This is a genomic window from Streptomyces sp. NPDC058751 (assembly GCF_042746485.1).
Taxonomy (GTDB): domain Bacteria; phylum Actinomycetota; class Actinomycetes; order Streptomycetales; family Streptomycetaceae; genus Streptomyces.
In genome coordinates, this window is sequence record NZ_JBHYPZ010000008.1 from 139,116 (window position 1) to 156,875 (window position 17,760).

General features: G+C 74.1%; 12 protein-coding genes and 1 pseudogene. 7 read left to right on the plus strand and 6 right to left on the minus strand.

What is annotated here, in order from left to right:
- Nucleotides 1–11: 11 nt before the first annotated feature.
- Nucleotides 12–905, minus strand: a pseudogene (locus tag ACFW6B_RS10560) (EamA family transporter); the annotation flags it as partial.
- On the opposite strand from ACFW6B_RS10560, the gene ACFW6B_RS10565 reads away from it, so the two are divergent.
- Nucleotides 896–2,380 carry a PLP-dependent aminotransferase family protein gene (locus ACFW6B_RS10565; RefSeq protein ID WP_386594179.1) on the plus strand — a complete coding sequence of 495 codons (1,485 nt, stop codon included), beginning with the start codon at nt 896–898 and terminating at the stop codon, nt 2,378–2,380. The pseudogene ACFW6B_RS10560 and the gene ACFW6B_RS10565 sit on opposite strands and share 10 nt — an antisense overlap.
- Before the next feature lie 241 nt (nt 2,381–2,621).
- Here the strand turns inward: ACFW6B_RS10565 and ACFW6B_RS10570 are convergent, their stop codons facing one another.
- Nucleotides 2,622–2,927: a hypothetical protein gene (locus tag ACFW6B_RS10570; RefSeq protein ID WP_386594181.1), complete on the minus strand. Its 306-nt coding sequence runs from the start codon at nt 2,925–2,927 to the stop codon at nt 2,622–2,624.
- A gap of 150 nt (nt 2,928–3,077) precedes the next feature.
- Between ACFW6B_RS10570 and ACFW6B_RS10575 the strand changes: the two genes are divergently transcribed.
- From ACFW6B_RS10575 to ACFW6B_RS10585, 3 genes are all read left to right on the plus strand, one after another.
- Nucleotides 3,078–4,538 (plus strand): SWIM zinc finger family protein, encoded by a 1,461-nt coding sequence (locus ACFW6B_RS10575; RefSeq protein ID WP_386594183.1) that lies wholly within the window; start codon nt 3,078–3,080, stop codon nt 4,536–4,538.
- Entirely contained in the window at nt 4,535–7,204 is a 2,670-nt protein-coding gene (locus ACFW6B_RS10580) for a DUF6493 family protein (protein ID WP_386594184.1), read from the plus strand. Before ACFW6B_RS10575 ends, ACFW6B_RS10580 begins: the two co-directional genes overlap by 4 nt.
- A gap of 165 nt (nt 7,205–7,369) precedes the next feature.
- The gene (locus ACFW6B_RS10585) at nt 7,370–8,854 is read left to right on the plus strand and encodes a GNAT family N-acetyltransferase (RefSeq protein WP_386594187.1); all 1,485 of its coding nucleotides are present in this window, start codon (nt 7,370–7,372) and stop codon (nt 8,852–8,854) included.
- Between the two features lie 351 nt (nt 8,855–9,205).
- On the opposite strand, the gene ACFW6B_RS10590 is transcribed toward ACFW6B_RS10585, so the two are convergent.
- Complete coding sequence (locus tag ACFW6B_RS10590) at nt 9,206–10,417, minus strand: trans-sulfuration enzyme family protein (protein ID WP_386594189.1); 1,212 nt, start codon at nt 10,415–10,417, stop codon at nt 9,206–9,208.
- Between the two features lie 60 nt (nt 10,418–10,477).
- Between ACFW6B_RS10590 and ACFW6B_RS10595 the strand changes: the two genes are divergently transcribed.
- Together ACFW6B_RS10595 and ACFW6B_RS10600 are read left to right on the plus strand one after the other, a co-directional pair.
- Nucleotides 10,478–10,963: an Lrp/AsnC family transcriptional regulator gene (locus tag ACFW6B_RS10595; RefSeq protein WP_386594191.1), complete on the plus strand. Its 486-nt coding sequence runs from the start codon at nt 10,478–10,480 to the stop codon at nt 10,961–10,963.
- 82 nt (nt 10,964–11,045) lie between these two features.
- Complete coding sequence (locus ACFW6B_RS10600; protein ID WP_386594194.1) at nt 11,046–12,737, plus strand: DUF885 domain-containing protein; 1,692 nt, start codon at nt 11,046–11,048, stop codon at nt 12,735–12,737.
- A 131-nt stretch (nt 12,738–12,868) separates the two neighbouring features.
- Here the strand turns inward: ACFW6B_RS10600 and ACFW6B_RS10605 are convergent, their stop codons facing one another.
- Nucleotides 12,869–13,384 carry an immunity 21 family protein gene (locus tag ACFW6B_RS10605; RefSeq protein WP_386594196.1) on the minus strand — a complete coding sequence of 172 codons (516 nt, stop codon included), beginning with the start codon at nt 13,382–13,384 and terminating at the stop codon, nt 12,869–12,871.
- A gap of 144 nt (nt 13,385–13,528) precedes the next feature.
- A complete protein-coding gene (locus tag ACFW6B_RS10610; protein WP_386594197.1) occupies nt 13,529–14,047 on the minus strand; it encodes a rhodanese-like domain-containing protein in 519 nt (172 codons plus the stop codon).
- A 185-nt stretch (nt 14,048–14,232) separates the two neighbouring features.
- On the opposite strand from ACFW6B_RS10610, the gene ACFW6B_RS10615 reads away from it, so the two are divergent.
- The gene (locus ACFW6B_RS10615; RefSeq protein WP_386594200.1) at nt 14,233–14,679 is read left to right on the plus strand and encodes an Lrp/AsnC family transcriptional regulator; all 447 of its coding nucleotides are present in this window, start codon (nt 14,233–14,235) and stop codon (nt 14,677–14,679) included.
- 55 nt (nt 14,680–14,734) lie between these two features.
- On the opposite strand, the gene ACFW6B_RS10620 is transcribed toward ACFW6B_RS10615, so the two are convergent.
- The gene (locus ACFW6B_RS10620) at nt 14,735–17,731 is read right to left on the minus strand and encodes an AAA family ATPase (RefSeq protein ID WP_386594202.1); all 2,997 of its coding nucleotides are present in this window, start codon (nt 17,729–17,731) and stop codon (nt 14,735–14,737) included.
- Nucleotides 17,732–17,760 lie beyond the last annotated feature (29 nt).

Genomic DNA, 17,760 nt, shown 5'->3' on the forward strand with positions numbered 1-17,760 from the left:
AGGGCGACACCGGCGCACACGAGGGCGCTCCCCACGGCCTGGGCGATCCCGTACGCGCCCGTGCCGACGAGCGGCGCGGTGCAGGCGGCGGAGACCGGGATGAGGCCGGAGAAGAGCGTGGCGCGCTCGGCCCCGATGCGCTGCACGCCCACGTACCAGCAGACGAAGCCGATCACCGTGACGACCGCCGCCTGCCACAGCAGGGCGGTCGCCTCGGTGACGTCCGGCACCCGCAGCCACGCTCCACGGTCGGCGATCACCCCGGCCGCCGCCGACTCGGCCGCGGCGACCGCGCACACGGCGGCCGACAGCAGCCGCGGCCCGAGCGGACGCAGAACGGGTACGGCCAGTACGGCGAAGCCGACCTCCCCGGCCAGCGCGCCCAGGGAGTACGCGATCCCGGCCGCGTCCGTACGGCCCCACCCCTGGACGGCGAAGGCGCCGAACGCGACCAGCGACGCCCCGTACAGGACCCGGCGCTGCGGCCGGCGGCCCTCCCGGAGCGGCACGAGCACCGCGACGACGACCGGGGCGCAGCCCACGAGGACGCCGGGGACCGCCGGTTCGGCCGTGCGCTCGGCGGCGAGCACCGCGAGGTTGAACCCGACCATGCCGACGGCCGCGACCAGCGCGAGGCGTCCCCACTGGCGGGCCGTGAGCAGCCGCAGCGGGGCGGCTCCGCCCCGGCCGACGAGGGGCAGCAGAAGAAGGCAGGCGAGGCCGTACCGCAGGAACTGGCCGCCCGCGTACGGATAGTGGCCCAGGACGCTGTTGGCGGTGAAGGAACCTCCGACGAGGACACAGGCGAGGGCGGCCGGCAGCGCGCCCCTGATGGTGATGGCGTTCATGACCACGACGCTACGAACGGACGTGGCCCGGTTTAAGGTCCACTTCCATGACGTCATCGGGGACCAATCACGACGGGCCGCGGCGTCCGGATCCGGCGGGACCGGCGCCTTCGTGGACGGCCGCCTGGGAACTGCTCCTGCCCGCCGCGTCGGCGCGGCCCCGCGCGCGTGGACGCACCCTGCAGGCCGCGCTGCGCGAGGCGGTCCGTTCCGGACGGCTCGCTCCCGGCACCCGGCTGCCGTCGAGCCGTGAGCTGGCCGGTGATCTCGGCGTTTCGCGGGGGCTGGTCACCGAGGCGTACGAGCAGCTGACGGCGGAGGGGTACCTGCGCAGTGACCGCGGGGCGGGTACCTGGGTCGGCGGCGCGGTCCGGGCGGCCGGCACGCGCGCGCGTGACCGCGCCCCGCGGGCGGCGGGGGTGCGGGCCGACTTCGTCGCGGGAACCCCCGACCTGTCCCTCTTCCCGCGCTCCGCGTGGGCGGCGGCGCACCGTGGGGTGCTGGCCGAACTCCCCCACAGGGCACTGGGCTACCCGGATCCGCGCGGTCTGCCGGAACTGCGGACCGCCCTGGCCGGACTCCTCGTGCGCCGCCGGGGCGTGGTCGCGGACCCGGAACGCGTGATCGTGGTCTCCGGGGTCGCCCAGGCGATGACCCTGCTCGGATCCGTGCTCCACGCGCGCGGGACACCCGGCGTGGGCGTCGAACGTCCGGGGAGCCCGGAACACGGCTCGCTGTTCGCCGCGGCCGGAGTCGGCACCGTACCGCTGCCGCTCGACGACGAGGGCCTCGCGATCGCCCCGCTCGAGGCCTCCGGTGTACGGGCCGTGGTGACGACGCCCGCCCACCAGTTCCCCACGGGCATCGCGTACTCGGCACGGCGCCGCGCCGAACTCCTCGACTGGGCCAGGTCCGTGGACGGGCTGGTGATCGAGGACGACTACGACGGCGACTTCCGCTACGACCGCGCCCCGGTGGGTGCCCTCCAGGGGCTCGACCCCGAACACGTCGCGTACACGGGCTCGGTCAGCAAATCGCTCGCTCCGGGGCTCCGGCTCGGCTGGCTCCTCGTCCCGGCGTCCCGCTTCGAAGAGGTCGTCGAACGCAAACGCACCATGGACCTCGGCAACCCCGTCCTCGACCAGGCCCTCCTGGCCCGCTTCGTCGGACGCGGCGACTACGACCGGCAGCTGCGCCGCTGCCAGCGCGCCTACCGGGAACGGCGTGACGTCCTGGTCGCGGCCCTGGAGGAGCACTTTCCGGGTACGGAGGTCTCCGGCATCGCGGCCGGTCTGCACGTGGTCGCCGCGCTGCCCGGCCGGTACGGGCCCCAGGAGCACTTCCTCGCGCGGGCCGCGGCGGCGGGGGTCGTGGTCCGGCCGGCCACGCACTACGGAGCGACGGCCGTGGACGGCGTACGGCTCGTGCTGGGGTACGCCCATCTGCCGCCCGCGCGGATACGGGACGGTGTGCGGCTGATGGCGGAGGCCACGTGCGGCCGGGGCCCGCTCGACGGGTCCTCGGCGCCCTGAGACGTCCCGTGCCCGGGCCCGGGGCGGTACCTCCGGGGCGGCGCGGCCCGGCGCGCCGCGCGAGTCCACCGGGCTCACCGGTCCCGGGACCACGCTCTCGGCGTGGTCCAGCCAGGTGCTCCAGCCGGGGCTCGTAGGCCAGTGAGAACACCGCCCCGCCGTGCCGGGCGTCCGGCACGGCACCCCCACGGCCAAAGCCGCCCGGCACACAGGTTGTTCACCGGCAGCCGCAAGACAGCCCTCAGCAGTGGTATCCGTCCGGACACTCGGGGAACAGCACTGCGGACAGCAGGAGGAGAACCGGCACACTGGACAACGCGGTCATGATCACGAATCGCAGGCGTGCCTCTCGCCGGTCGCCGACCTGAGCCACCACCAATCCCGCCACCGGCGCGACCACGGCGATGAACAGCGCCGTCAGGCTGAACACCCAGCCGATCTCTCCTCGTAAGTCCGGCGTCCCCATCGCGTACGCGATCGCCGGAGCGAACAGGAGGAGGGGCACGGACGCCCACCACCACGACAGCGCCCTGATGATCCGATCCACTCGTTCAGGCACCGGGCCGCTCGCCCCCGTACCCCCGCGACGGTCCTCCGGAGCGATTCCCGACGATGGCATGCCCACACCATAGGCGGCCGAGAGGACCCGAAGGCGTCGGCGGGAGTGATTGTCAGTGGTCGCCTCTACGGTTTTTCCATGACGCGATCTTTGCAGGCCGTGGCCTACACCCGACCCTCCGTTCTGGAGTCCGCGCCCGGTGGGCGGCGCCTGGGGCTCGAGACCTCGCGGGGCTCGACGCCCACCGGGATCGAGGACCATCCGCGCTTCTTCGCGGGCTTCCTGACGTCGCCCCAGGTGGCCGCCGCCGGACTGCTGGCGGTGGCCGACGTCGCCGCGGCGCGCTACAACCAGCCTCAGCTGCGGGCGTCCCTCGACCCGGTGGTCACGGGCAACGGCGACCGGCTCCGGTTCGAGTCCTTCTCCGGCTGCGGCGGGGTGTACGCGCGTCTGGACGTGCTGGCACCGGGCCTCGACGGCGGCGAGACAGGACACGGGACGACGAACGTCGACGTCAACAACCCCCTGCGCGAGGCCCTTTCCCGCATCGGCACGGACGATCCGCTCCATCTGCGGGTCGGCCCCGACGAGATGGCCGTGACCACGCTCGACGGACCGGTGGTGGAGAAGAAGGTGCCGCTGCCCGACCGCTGGCTGCGGGGATTCGCCGAGGCCCAGGTGATGGCGGCCGGCTTCGATCTGCGGGCCGAGCTGCCCGCGGCCGAGGCCGTGCGGTTCCTGCGCTCGCTCCCGCGCGGCACGGTGCGCGGCAGGCCGGGCGGTGCCCAGTGGGTGGTGCCGTCGGGCCGGGGACTGCGTCCGACGACCCGGCCGGTGCCGGGAGCCGTGTGCCTGCCCGGACCCGACCGGCTGATCGCGCTCCAGCGGGTGCTGCGCCATGCGACGGCCCTGCGCGTGTACGGCCCGCCCGTCACCGGAGACGCCCCCCTGGCCGGCGCATGGGAGGCCGTCCTGCCCGGAATGCGGCTGACGCTCACGCTGTCGCCGGACGCCTCCCGGGGTTTCTCCGGAGAAGGCGGGGTGCTGGACGCCCTCGCCACCGACGAGGCCGCCGAGGACGCCGAGTTGATCGCGGTGCTGCTGGCGTGGGAGCCGCGCGTCGACGTGGGCGACCTGGCCGCCGCCTCCGGCCTGCCGGCCGAGCGGGTGAGAGCCGCCCTGGTCCGGCTGGGCACATCGGGCCGCGTGGGCTACGACACCGCGGAGGCCGCTTACTTCCACCGGGAGCTGCCGTACGACGCGGGGCGGGCCGAGCGGCACAACCCGCGCCTGCGGTCGGCCCGCGCCCTGGTCCTGGCGGGCGCGGTCGCCCTGGACGGAGCCATGGGCACGGTGACCGCGGACGACGGACATGTGCACCGGGTCCGCGACGACGCGGGAACGCTCAGCTGTTCCTGCCTGTGGTGGGCGAAGTACCGGGGCGGCCGCGGGCCGTGCAAGCACGCGCTCGCGGTGCGGATGGTGCGGCGGGGCGCTCGGGCCGCCCAGGGGGACGGTCCGGCGCCGAGCCCCGGTCCGGCCACGGCACGACGTGATGAATTCCTGGAAGTTCCGTGCGACGGGGGCGATGGACGATGAGCGGCGAGGCACTGCTGAAAGCGGTACGGGCGGGGCGGACGGTCGAGGCCGCGGGTCTCCTGGACGGGATGACCGACGGCGAACGCCGTTCCTGTCTGCCCGCGTTGAAGGAGCTGCGCAAGGAACTGCGGTCCGCTCCGTGGAACGCGGAGGCCCGCGTGGCCGGTCCCGCGCTGCACGCGGCGGGCGCCGCGTGTCACACGGGCGCCGCCGGTGCGGCGACCTGGATCGCCGGCGCCGACATGCGCTGGTCCCAGGCTTCCCCCGGTGTCCTGCTCCACGTCCTGGGCGACCGCGAGTCCGGCTGGCTCGCCGATCTGACACACCGGCTCGCCGCCCGGCCGGCGACCTCCCAGGTCCCGTTCGCCCTGCTGACCGGGCTGGTGGGACTGTCCGGCTGCGAGGTTCCGACGACCGACGCCTATGTACGGGGCTGGTTCATGCACATCGGCGCCTCATGGCGCAGCGGAGACACCGTGGCGCAGCGAATGCGCCAGGACCCGCACCTGCCCGTGATGATCACCGCGCTCTTCGAGTCGCTGGAGATCACGAGCGATATCGCCTGGCTGTTCGGCGACGGACCGGGCAGCTGGTACCACGCCCTCGCCGAGCTGGCCGAGGAGGGCACCCTCGACCGCAAGGTCCTGGTGGACGCCTGTGTCGCGCGGCTCCTGCGCGGTGGCGCCCCGACCGACCAGCGGGTGTTCCTGCGTCTGCTGACGTCCCTGGCCCTGACGCGCGAGGAGGAACGCGAACGCTCCGCCGACTGGACGGCGCTCGCCTGCCAGGCCGTGCCGGCCGTCGCCCAGCACGCGCAGTCGGCGCTCGCCTCCCTCGCGCTGGACGGTGAGCTGACGTCCCGGCAGCTCGCCGAGATGTCCTCGGGCGTGCTCTTCCGTACGGAGAAGAAACTGGTCCGCGCCCAGCTCGTCCTGCTGGGGAAGGTCCTCAGGCGTGATCCGTCCACGGCGGACGTGCTGCTGCCCGCGGTGGCGGAAGCCTTCGGGCACGAGGACACGGAGACGCAGGAGCGTGCGCTGAAGCTGGTGGAACGCCATGTCACCGCTCTGCCCGACGCGAACGGTGCGGACGACGTGAACGGTGCGAACGGCGTGCGGGAACGACTCGGCGAGCTCGCCGCCGACTTGAGCCCCGGACTGCGGCTCCGGGCGCGGCGCGCCCTCGGCGTCGAGGGCACGGACTCCGCCCCGGCGGTGCAGGAGGAGGTGCTGCCGCCCCTTCCGGAACGGACACGGCTGGCGGCGGCACCGGAGTCGGTGGCCGAACTGGCCGAGGAGGTCGGCGCGATACTGGCCTCCGGTGGTGGAGTCGCCGCGTTCGAGCGCGCTCTGGACGGCCTGGTCCGCCATGTCCACCGTGACCGGGACGCCCTGGTGGAGGCGCTCCGCCCGGTGGTCGCCCGCTGCTGGTGGAAGGACCGTGATCCGAGCTACCCGGTCGTGGACCGGAGCTTCCGCGAATCGGCGCAGGGTCTCGAAGTCGTCCTGGCCTCCCTGTTCGAGGGGGTCAGCATGAACACGCTCCACGCGGCGGTGCAGCAGGGACCGACGAGCGGGAACTGCCACCACAGCGCACTGTCCCGCGCCTTCGACTCGCGCCTGTGGGAGGCGGCTTACCGTCTTCGCACCGATCCGATGCCGTTCCTGCTGGCCACTCCCACCTGGGACACCGGGCTGCTGGAGCCGGACGACCTGGTGGAACGCCTCACCGAGTACCGGCGGCTCGACGCCCGGCCGGGGTCGGCCGACTTCGCGCAGGCACTTCTGCGCGTGCGGCGCGACGACCGTGCGACGGCGGCCGCGGCCGCGGCGCGGGCCCGCGCGCTCGGCAGCCCGGAGGGGTACCGGCTGGCCCAGTGGCTCACCGCCGAGGGGTCGCAGCTCCCGGCGATCCGCCGGCGGACCTCGGGTGCCCGCGTCCTTCTGGAACTGGGCGAACTCGAAGAGATACAGGGCCTGTTCCCCAAGGAGTTCCGGCTTCTGGGACGTCCTCTCACGGTGCTCAAGGACCACTGGTACTGCCGGCACTGGGGTGTCACGGACCGGCGGCACTGGCCGGCCGTCGTGCCGGAACGCCGGGAACTGGTGGCGGCTCGGCTGCTGCTCGACATCGGCACGGCCGCGGTGCAGGACGACCACATGGACGCCGCGGTGCTGCCGCTGCTCGCCGAGGCCGACGGCACGGCGGGCGAAGCGCTGCACCTGTGCGTGGCGTACGGACTCGGGGCCCGGCATCCCGAGGACCGGCTCGCCACCGTGGACGCCCTGCTGGTCCTCGCGGCCCGGGGACAGCTCGACGCCGGGCGGCTCGGCGCGGACCTCGCGGAACTGGTGCTCAGGGGCGCGCTGAAGAAGTCCCGGCTGGCCGAGTCGATACGCACGGCGGCGGCCACGGGCGCGTACGCCACGGTCCGGTCGGTGCTGCGCGGCCTGTTGCCGGCCCTGCTGGCCGGCCTCGCCGCCGAGCCGGGCGGCGGCACGGTGCACGGACTCGGTGAGCTGCTGGCCGTCGCCGCCGACTGCGCCGAGCGGTCCGGGGCCCGCGGGGATCTCGCGCATCTCGCCGAAATCGCCGAGCGGCAGGGCTCGTCCAAGGTGGTGACCCAGGCCCGGCGGCTGCGGACCGCGCTGACGCCACAGGGGTGACATGAAGCGGTCAAGGGTCTGGCGGTCGTGACCAGGTGGGCAGCCAGGCCCTGCGTTCGAGGCAAAAGTCCCGTAAAAAGAACTACAAAACAGGCAGAACGACACTTAACCGATCAGTCACAAGCCGTTCGTGATCACGCAACACCATGCCTTCACAGTGAATGTATGACTCCAGACATGTCTGATGTGACGCGTGCGAAGCACGGACGGCCCGTCCACCACTGGCGACGGGACGTCGTCGAACTCGCCGCGCTGTTCACGGCCGTGGCGGTCGCGGACGGTGTGGCCAATCTGATCGGGCACGGGCCCGACGGTCCCGCGCTGCTGGTGATCTCGGCCGCGCTCCTGGCCGCCACGGCCGGATTCCACACATGGTGGGCACGGCGCCACGGCCACGCGCCGCCGACGAGCGATACCGACGCCCGGCCGCCCTCGGAGGGGCGAACGGGCGCGCTTTCCGGAAAGGGCACGGCGGCCTCCGCGCCGCTGCCCGGCGAGGAGGCGACCGTGCTGCTGCGGATGCGCACGACGGTCGAGGACGCGCCGGGTTCGCTCGCGGCGCTCTGCACCGCGCTCGCACAGCGTCAGGTCGACATCCTGAGCCTCCAGACGCACCCGCTGGCGGACGGAACGGTCGACGAGTTCCTGCTGCGCGCGCCCGCCGATCTGCCCGCCACCGAGATCACCCGTAGCGTGGCGCGGGCCGGCGGCAGCGCGACCTGGATCGAGCGGGCCGACGCCCATGATCTGGTGGACGCTCCGACGCGGGTGCTCGGCCTGGCCACCCGTACCGCCCTCGACGCCTCCGAACTTCCTCTCGCGCTGCGGCAGTTGCTCGGCCGGTGCACGATCCGTTCGCTGCCCGCCACCTCCCCCGTCTCCGGCCGGGCGACGGAGGGGGCTCCCGTGGAGGGGGCGCTCGAGGACACGGTGATGCGGCTGCGCGCGCCGGAAGGCGGAGTGATCACGGTGGAGCGGCCGTATCTGCCGTTCACCCCGACCGAGTTCGCCCGGGCGCGGGCGCTGGTCGAACTGGACGCGCGGCTCGGGCCCCGCGTTCCGCGCGGGCAGGACATGCTGACGCTGCCCGAGGGCAACGCGATCACCGTGCAGCGCGCCGACGTCTCCGACGTCGAGGCCGCCAAGGCGATGCACGAGCGCTGCTCGCCGCGCACGCTGAGCATGCGGTACCACGGCCCCGTCGGAGACGCGGACCGGTACCTCAACCACCTGCTCAGCCCCCGTTTCGGGCGCACGCTCGCCGTCCGGACCGCGTCCGGCAGGATCGTCGGGCTCGGCCACCTCCTGTGGGACGGCGACGAGACGGAGGTCGCGCTGCTCGTCGAGGACGACTGGCAGCGGCGCGGCATCGGCAACGAACTGCTCGGCCGTCTGGTGGCGATGGCCGTCGAGGCCGGCTGCGAGAGCGTGTACGCGGTCACGCAGGCTTCGAACACCGGCATGGTCGCCGCCATGCGCGGCCTCGGCCTCCCGCTCGACTACCAGATCGAGGAGGGCACGCTGGTCATCACCGCCCGCCTGGACACGGCACAGGTGACGCCGCAGGCACCGCACGCCCGGCACCACGGCCACGCCCGGCACGGGGCGGCGCAGGGGACGGCACCGGGACACGGGACGGGCCGGAACTAGGGTCTGTCGTCTGGATCATGCGGCGGGACACGGGGCAGCCGACACGGCACCGCCTCTCGGCGCCACCTGATCCAAACGGCTCTGGCACCGCGGCAGGCAGCGTCCGCCCGCCGAGCACCGGGCCCGCCTCAGGGCCGGGGCTCGCCAGTGGCCGGGCCCGTCAAGACCCGGTGTCTGCCTAGGACCGGGACCCGGCAAGGACCGGGACCCGGCAAGGGCCGGGCACCGCGACGGGGTGGACGTCGTCCGCCGCGGCACCGGGTCCTGTCGTCCGGGCCGCGCGGCGGGCGTGGGGCGCCACCGGCATCACCGAGTGCCGGGGGCGCCCTCTTCGTCCCCTCCCCCGGTCCCTCACTCCCCGCCGCGGAACCCCAGCGCCGCGTCCAGGTCGGACCACAGGTCGTCCACGTCCTCCAGACCCACCGACATCCGCAGCAGGCGGTCGCTGACGCCCGCGTCGTGGCGGTCCGCCGTGGGGACGATGCGGTGGCTTATGGAGGCCGGGTGCTGGATGAGGCTGTCGACGCTGCCGAGGCTCACGGCGGGGGTGATCAGCCGGACCCCGGCGATGACGTCGTGCGGGTCGCCGTGCACCTCGAAGGCGACCATGGCACCGCCGATGCGCGGGTAGTGGACGCGGGCGACGCGCGGATCACCGGCGAGCCGGCGGGCGAGTTCCGCGGCGTTCGAGGAGGCGGCCCGGACCCGGACGGGCAGGGTCGACAGCCCGCGCAGCAGCAGATAGCCGGCCAGCGGATGCAGGACACCACCCGTCGCGAACCGCACCTGGCGCAGCTTGCGGGCGAACTCCTCGTCGCAGGCGACCACTCCGGCCATCACGTCACCGTGACCGCCCAGGTACTTGGTGGCGCTGTGCAGGACCAGCCGCGCGCCGTGTTCGACGGGGCGCTGCAGCACGGGGGTGGCGAAGGTGTTGTCGGCGAGGAGCGGGACGGACCCGCAGGCGTGCGCCACGGCCCGGAGGTCCAGTTCGGCGAGCGTCGGGTTGGCCGGGGACTCGACCATCACGAGCCCCGTGTCGGGCCGCAGCGCGTCGGCGATCCCGGCCGGGTCGACCCAGGTGACCTCGGTGCCGAGCAGCCCGGCGGTCAGGAGGTGGTCGCTGCACCCGTACAGCGGACGGACGGCGACGACGTGGCGCAGGCCCATCGCGTTGCGCACGAGGAGGACGGCGCTCAGCGCGGCCATGCCGCTCGCGAAGGCGACCGCGCTCTCGGTGCCCTCCAGACGCGCGAGGGCGGTCTCGAAGCGGGCGACGGTGGGGTTGCCGAGGCGGGCGTAGACGGGCGGGCCCTCGGGTTCGGCGCCGTCGGCCGCGAAGGCGTCGATGCGGGCGGCCTCGCCGCGGCTGTCGTACGAGGGGTAGGTGGTGGACAGGTCGATCGGTGCCGCGTGCAGCCCGAGAGCGGCCAGGTCCTCCCGGCCGGCGTGCACGGCCTCCGTGGCCAGTGCCCTGGCCGGAGCCGCGGTGACCCGGCCGTTTCCGCCGAGGTCGTCCTGCGCGCCGCGCGCGCCCTGCGTGTCGTACACAACGGAGTCCATGCGGCGAAGCCTGAACACCGGGCGGGGCTTCGGCGCCGCATCCCGTGTTACGTTCGCGCCATGGCCGATTCTGTCGTACTCGATCCGGTGGATCTTCATCTGCTGCGGCTGTTGCAGAACGACGCACGGACGACCTACCGCGATCTCGCGGCCCAGGTCGGCGTCGCGCCGTCGACCTGCCTCGACCGGGTGACCCGGCTGCGCCGGGCGGGAGTGATTCTCGGCCATCAGCTGCGGCTGGACCCGGCGAAGCTCGGGCGGGGTCTGGAGGCGCTGCTGTCCGTACAGGTCCGGCCGCACCGCAGGGAGCTGGTGGGGCCCTTCGTCGACCGGATCCGGCTCCTGCCGGAGTCGCGGACCGTCTTCCACCTGACCGGCCCCGACGACTACCTCGTGCATGTCGCGGTCGCGGACATGGCGGATCTGCAGCGGCTGGTGCTCGACGAGTTCACCTCGCAGCGGGAAGTGGCACGGGTCGAGACCCGGCTGATATTCCAGCAGTGGGACTGCGGCCCCCTGCTGCCGCCCGCCGCGCCGGGCCCGTAGTCTCCGGCCAAATCCGGCTGACGCGGTGAAAAGGGGGGTGGGCGTACTGACGCGGCCCCCGTGCGCGTATGAGGATGTGCGCATGTCAGAGACGAAGAACCCGCTGCCCCGTGAGGTCGCCGACGCGTACGTCGACGAGCTCATCGCCCTCGACCCGGTTCTCGGTACCTACCTCGGTGTGAAGGAGAGCCACGGCAGGCTCCCCGACAACTCGCCCGCCGGCCAGGAGGCCGTCGCCGGACTGGCGCGGGCGACCCTCGCGCGGCTGGACGAGGCGGAGCGCCGACCGGGCGCGGAACGTGACATCGAACGCCGCTGCGCCCGGCTGCTGCGCGAGCGGCTCACCGCCGCGCTCGCGGTCCACGAGGCCGGCGAGGGCCTGCGGACGGTCGGCAACCTGCACACACCGGTGCACTCGGTCCGGCAGGTCTTCACCCTGACGCCGACGGAGACCGACGAGGACTGGGCCACGGTCGCCGAGCGGCTGCGCGCGGTACCGGCCTCGCTCGCCGGGTACCGGGAGTCCCTCGCGCTGGGCCTCGACCGCAAGCTGTACGCGGGGCCGCGTCCGACCGCGACGTTCATCGAACAGCTCACGGAGTGGTCGGACACGGACGGTCGGGGTCTCGGCTGGTTCGAGGACTTCGTCTCGGCCGGCCCCGGCTCCGCGCGCGAGGAGCTGGACGCGGCGGCGCGTACCGCGACGGAGGCGGTGATCGCCCTGCGGGACTGGATGCGTGATGTGTACGCGCCCACGATCGAGGGCGCGCCGGACACCGTGGGCCAGGAGCGGTACGCGCGTCTCGCGCGCTACTTCAACGGTACGGATCTCGACCTCGACGAGGCGTACGCGTACGGCTGGGCCGAGTACCACCGTCTCCTGGCCGAGATGCGGGCCGAGGCCGAGAAGATCCTGCCCGGCGCGGCGACCCCCTGGGTGGTCCTCGCGCACCTCGACGAGCACGGCCGGCACATCGAGGGCGTCGACGAGGTCCAGCAGTGGCTCCAGGGGCTGATGGACGAGGCGATCACGGCCCTGGACGGCACGCACTTCGAACTCGCCGAGCCGGTACGGAGGGTGGAGTCCCGCATCGCGCCGCCCGGCAGTGCGGCGGCCCCCTACTACACGGCCCCGTCGCAGGACTTCTCACGGCCGGGCCGCACCTGGATTCCCACGATGGGCCAGACCCGCTTCCCCGTCTACGACCTCGTCTCGACCTGGTACCACGAGGGGGTGCCCGGCCATCACCTCCAGCTCGCGCAGTGGACGTACGTCGTCGACGACCTGTCCCGCTACCAGGCCACCGTCGGCCAGGTCAGCGCCAACTGCGAGGGCTGGGCGCTGTACGCGGAGCGGCTGATGGACGAGCTCGGTTTCCTCACGGACGCGGAGCAGCGGCTCGGCTACCTGGACGCGCAGATGATGCGCGCCGCCCGGGTCATCGTCGACATCGGCATGCACCTGGAACTGGAGATCCCCGCCGACTCCCCGTTCCACCCGGGCGAGCGGTGGACTCCGGAGCTGGCGCAGGAGTTCTTCGGCGCGCACAGCAGCCGGCCGGCCGACTTCGTGGAGAGCGAGCTGATCCGCTATCTCACGATGCCCGGCCAGGCCATCGGCTACAAGCTGGGCGAGCGCGCCTGGCTGCTCGGCCGCGAGAACGCGAAGAAGCGTCACGGTGCCGCCTTCGACGCCAAGGCCTGGCACATGGCCGCCCTGTCCCAGGGCTCCCTGGGCCTGGACGACCTGGTGGACGAGCTCTCCCGGCTCTGACGGGCCGTGCGCGGCGGCCGGATCCCGGCCGCCGCGCGGGTCACCGGGGCCCCGGCGGCATTCCCCTGCCGGGACGCCACCGAGGCACACGTCGAGGTGCCGGTGCCTCAGGGCGTCAGGGCGTCAGGGCGTCAGGGCGTCAGCCGACGCAGTTGCACGAGTCCGACCCATGTCTCGGGTCCCGGTTCGACGCGGGCCGCGCGGACCCCGTACCGGCCCGGTTCGAGCACCACCCTCAGGTGGTCCGTGCTCTCGGAGGCGGTGCCGGGCCAGGCGGCGTCGAAGAGGACGACGGGGCCGGGCACCGTCCACTCCGTCTCCTGCTGCCAGCGGGCCGCCGACAGCGCCGCCGGGACGACGGCGAGCAGTTCGTCCTCGGAATCGGCGGCGCACCAGCGTACGAAGGCACCGTGCTCGGGGAGGTAGGCGGTCGAGGCGGGGTCGTCGCCGAGGACCAGGGCCCGGGTGTCGCCCACGGGCAGGAGGCCGATGAGCCCGTCGACGTCACAGGCCCGGTCGTAGTCGCAGGACATGTCGTCGCCGTCGGCCCCCGACCAGAACGGGAGCACCGTCTCCGGAATCGCTATGAGCGGTCCGCCGCCCGACTCCACCCACTGGACCGCACCGGGGTCCGCGTATCTTGGCATGCGCAGAAGCTACACGGCACGCGTCCGCCACCGTAGGGCGGACGGATCCGGGAAACGGATTCCGGACACCTGCGGGAACGCGGGGGACCGGCCCGGTCCCCCTCCGCCCGGACCGAGGCCGTCGGCCCGGTCCCCCTCCCGGGGTCAGCAGCCGCAGTCCTCCGCGTCGACGGGCGCCGTCAACGGGTCCTCGGCGCGGCGCTCGAGGCCCTGCCAGGTCTCGAACTCGAAGCCCTCGCGCGCCCAGTACTCGAAGCCGCCGAGCATCTCCTTCACGTGGAAGCCGAGTTCGGCGAGGGCGAGGGCCGCGCGGGTCGCGCCGTTGCACCCGGGTCCCCAGCAGTAGGTGACGACCGGAACCGACTTGTCCAGAAGCCGCTCGGCCTGCTCGGGGATGAGCGCGGTGGGCAGGTGGACGGCGCCGGGGACGTGGCCCTGGTCCCACGACGCGGTGGAGCGGGAGTCGAGGACGACGAACCCGGGGTCGCCGCCGGCCGCGAGGGCGGCCGCCACGTCGGACACGTCCGCGTGGAACGCGAGGCTCGCACCGAAGTAGGCGGCGGCCGCGGCCGGGGAGGCCGGCGGCACCCGCAGGACGGCGTTCGTCGTCGGCGTGGAACCGGTCACCGTGGCGTTCGTGGTGCCCTCGGCAGTCGCAGTCATGATCGGCCTTTCTCGGTCCGTGGCCCCGCCGGACGGATGCCGTCCTCGCCATCCAGGTGCTTCCTGCGCACCGTGTCCCGCGGGACCTCCCGACCAGAAATCTACGGGGGCCGGCCCGCGTCCTGAAGTGGTGATCCCCGGCAGTGCAGTTGATCGGCCGGGGATTCCCCTGGTATTCATCGCGGATGACCGCGTATTCCCCGGACGCCACCGACTGGCGCATCCTCGACGTCCTCCAGCGCGAGGGCCGGGCCGGCTTCGCCGAGCTGGCCCGGGCCGTCTCCATGTCCGCGAGCGCGGTCACCGAGCGGGTGCGCCGCCTGGAGGCGGCGGGGGTCATCCAGGGGTACACGGCCGTGGTCGACCCCGAGAGCCTGGGTCTGCCGATCCTGGCGTTCGTCCGGCTCAGGTATCCCAACGGCAACTACAAGCCGTTCCACGACCTCGTCGAGGTCACGCCCGAGATCCTGGAGGCACACCACGTCACGGGCGACGACTGCTTCGTCATCAAGGTCGCGGCCCGGTCGATGGGGCATCTGGAGACGGTGTCGGGCAAGATCGGCACGCTCGGTTCGGTGACGACGAGCGTCGTCTACTCCTCGCCCCTGCCGCGCCGGCCACTGGGCCGCTGAGACCGTCCGGACGGCGGGCCGCCCGGACCGCCGGGCGCCCCGCCGCCGGCGACGGTCAGGCGCCGCGCTGCCGTACGACCGATCCCGTTCTCCCCTTCACGACCTCCAGCTGGGCGTGGATGCGGCGGCGCAGGTCCCCGACGTGGCTGACGATGCCGACGCTGCGGTCGCGTTCGCGCAGCGAGTCGAGCACGTCCAGCACCTCGTCGAGGGTCTGGTCGTCGAGGCTTCCGAAGCCCTCGTCGATGAAGAGCGTGTCCAGCCGCACCCCGCCCGCCTCGTCGGTGACCACGTCGGCGAGACCGAGGGCGAGGGCGAGGGAGGCGAAGAAGGTCTCACCGCCGGACAGCGTCGCCGTGTCGCGCTCCCGTCCGGTCCAGGCGTCCACGACGTGCAGTCCGAGCCCGCTGCGTCCGCGGCCGGCCCGGTCGTCCGAGTGCACCAGGGTGTAGCGCCCCGAGGACATCCGCTGGAGGCGGACCGTCGCGGCGGCGGCGACCTGCTCCAGACGGGCGGCGAGGACGTACGCCTCGAGGCGCATCCTGCGTTCGTTGTCCGCCGAGGTGCCGGCCGCCAGACCGGCGAGGCGGGCGACGCGCTCGTACTCCTCGCGCAGCGGGGCGAGCCGGCGGGCCCCCGCGCTCGCGCGGGTGGAGAGCGCGTCCAGTTCGGCGCAGCGCCGTGCCGCCGCGTCCTGCGCCGACGCGGTCTCCCGCAGCCGCCGGGCGGCCGACTCCGCGGCCAGCTCGGTGGCCCGCAGGTCGACGGCGGGCCGTCGCGCCGCGGCCGCGGTGTCCGCCTCGGCGAGCACGGCGCGCACCGAGGACTCCTCCGACTGCCAGGCGTCGAGCCTCCGTTGGAGATCACGGTGGGCCACGTCGTCGAGGATCGCGGCGGCCGCGGCCTCGGGGGTCTCGAAACCGGCGCGGAAGGCCGCGTCGGCGAGACGCGCGTCGGCGTCCTTGAGGCGCCGGGCGACGTCCTCCGCCGCCCGGGCGCCGTCCGCGGCCTCGGTGAGCAGCGCGACCTGCCGCTCCAGCTGCGTGGCCCGCTCGGTCACACTCCCCGCGGCACCCCGCGCCTGCTCCAACTCCCCTTCCAGCGAAGCCTTCTCGCGGTCGAGGGAATCCCGGTGCGAGGCCCGTGCGGCGACGCGCCGGGCGGCCTCCTGCCGGGCGGTCAGCCGCCGCTCGTGTTCCCGCTCGGCCTGCTCGCGGGCCTCGCGCGCGGCGTGCAGCCCGGAGGCGACGGTTCGGGCCTCCGTGTGCAGCCGCTCCAACTCCTCCGCCCGTTCCGCGAGTTGCGGGGTCGGGGTGTCGCCCGACTCGGCGGTCGCGGCGGCCAGCGCCTCGCGGACGACGCCGAGCCGGCGCTCGGCCTCGGCGCGCCCCTCGTCGGCGCTCCGGTGGGCGGCGAGGGCCCGCTCCTCCGTCTCGCGGTCGACGTGACCGGCGACCTTCCGGGCGGGCGCCGGGTGTTCGGTGGCACCGCACACGGCGCAGGACTCGCCGTCCACCAGGCCGGCGGCGAGTTCGGCGGCGATGCCCTGGAGACGCTGCTCCTTGAGGTCGAGCCAGTGGGCGTGCGCCTGCGTGGCCCGCTCGCGGGCGGCCAGGCTCCGGGCGTGGGCGGTCTCGGTGTCCCGGGCCAGCTCGTCGCGCAGCCGGGCGGCGGCGAGCCGCTTGACGGCCGGTTCGCGCAGGAGGGCGAGCTGCTCGGCGCGCGCCACGGCCTCCTGCGCGGTGTCGACCCGTGCCTCGACGGCCGCGCGGGTCTCCTCCCAGTCGGCGAGCCAGCTCTCGGCGTCCTGGAGGACGTCGTCGTCGGCGCGCTCCTGGCGGTCCAGGGAGGCGCGTTCCGCGTCGAGTTCGCCGAGGCGGCGTTCGGCACGGCGGGCCGACTCGAGGCCGCCCAGCTCCTCGGCGGCCTTGCGCGCGGCGGCCGCGAGACCGGGCGCTCCGGCACCGGCGAAGGTCTCGGGGAGAGCGGCCCGCGCACGGGTCTCCTCGGCGGCCACGCGCCGGTGCTCCGCTTCGGCGGCGTCGCGCAGTTCGAGCGCGGGCGCCACGGCCTCGGCCTTGCGCGCCCGTTCCATGCGCGTCCGGGCTTCGTGGTGGGCGTCGGCACGCTGTTCCAGGCGTGCGGCCCGCTCCTGCGCCTCGGTGAACCGGCGCTGCAGCCGGTCCACTTCGCGTACGTCGTCGAGCTCCCGGTCGGCGGCGGCCTGCGCCGATTCCGCGGCCCCGCGGGCGCACCGGGCGACGGCCAGCGCCTCGCGGGCCGTGCCGCGGGCCACCGCGGCCCAGCCGAGCACCGACTCGGCGAGGCCCGGATCGCCGGGCGCGAGGTCGGGCAGCGGCTCCTCGGCGAGGCGCCCTGCCGCCTGCTGCATCCGGTGCGCGTCGGCCAGCAACGCGGTGTCGGCGGACCGCACTTCGGCCTCGGCGGCGCGGCGGCGCTCGGCGAGGCGCTTCTCGACCTCGCCGAAGCGGTGGGTGTCGAAGAGTCTGCCGAGCAGTTTCCCGCGGGCCTCGGCGTCGGCCCGCAGGAAGCGCGCGAAGTCGCCCTGGGGCAGCAGCACGACCTGGCAGAACTGCTCGCGGCTCATGCCGAGGAGCTGGGTGATCTCCTCGCCGATCTCCTGGTGGGAGCGGCTGAGGTCCTTCCAGGAGCCGGCCGTGGAGTCGTACTCGCGCAGCCAGCTCTGGGCCTTCTCGGTCGTCATGCCCTTGCCACGCAGCTTGGGGCGCTCCCAGGGCGGCTGCCGGGTGACCTCCAGCCTGCGTCCGGCGACGCTGAGTTCGAGGCGGATCTCGGTGCGGTCGCCGGGCGCCGCGTGGTCGCTGCGCAGACCGAGGCCCTGACCGCTCTGCCGGGCTCCGGGAACCGCTCCGTACAGCGCGTAGCAGACGGCGTCGAGGACGGAGGTCTTGCCCGCTCCGGTCGGTCCGTGGAGCAGGAAGAGCCCGGCGGCGGACAGCTCGTCGAAGTCGACCCGCTGGGCACCGCCGAACGGGCCGAAGGCGGTGATGTCCAGGCGGTGCAGCCTCATCGGTTTCCCTCGGTCTCCGGGCGGGTGGC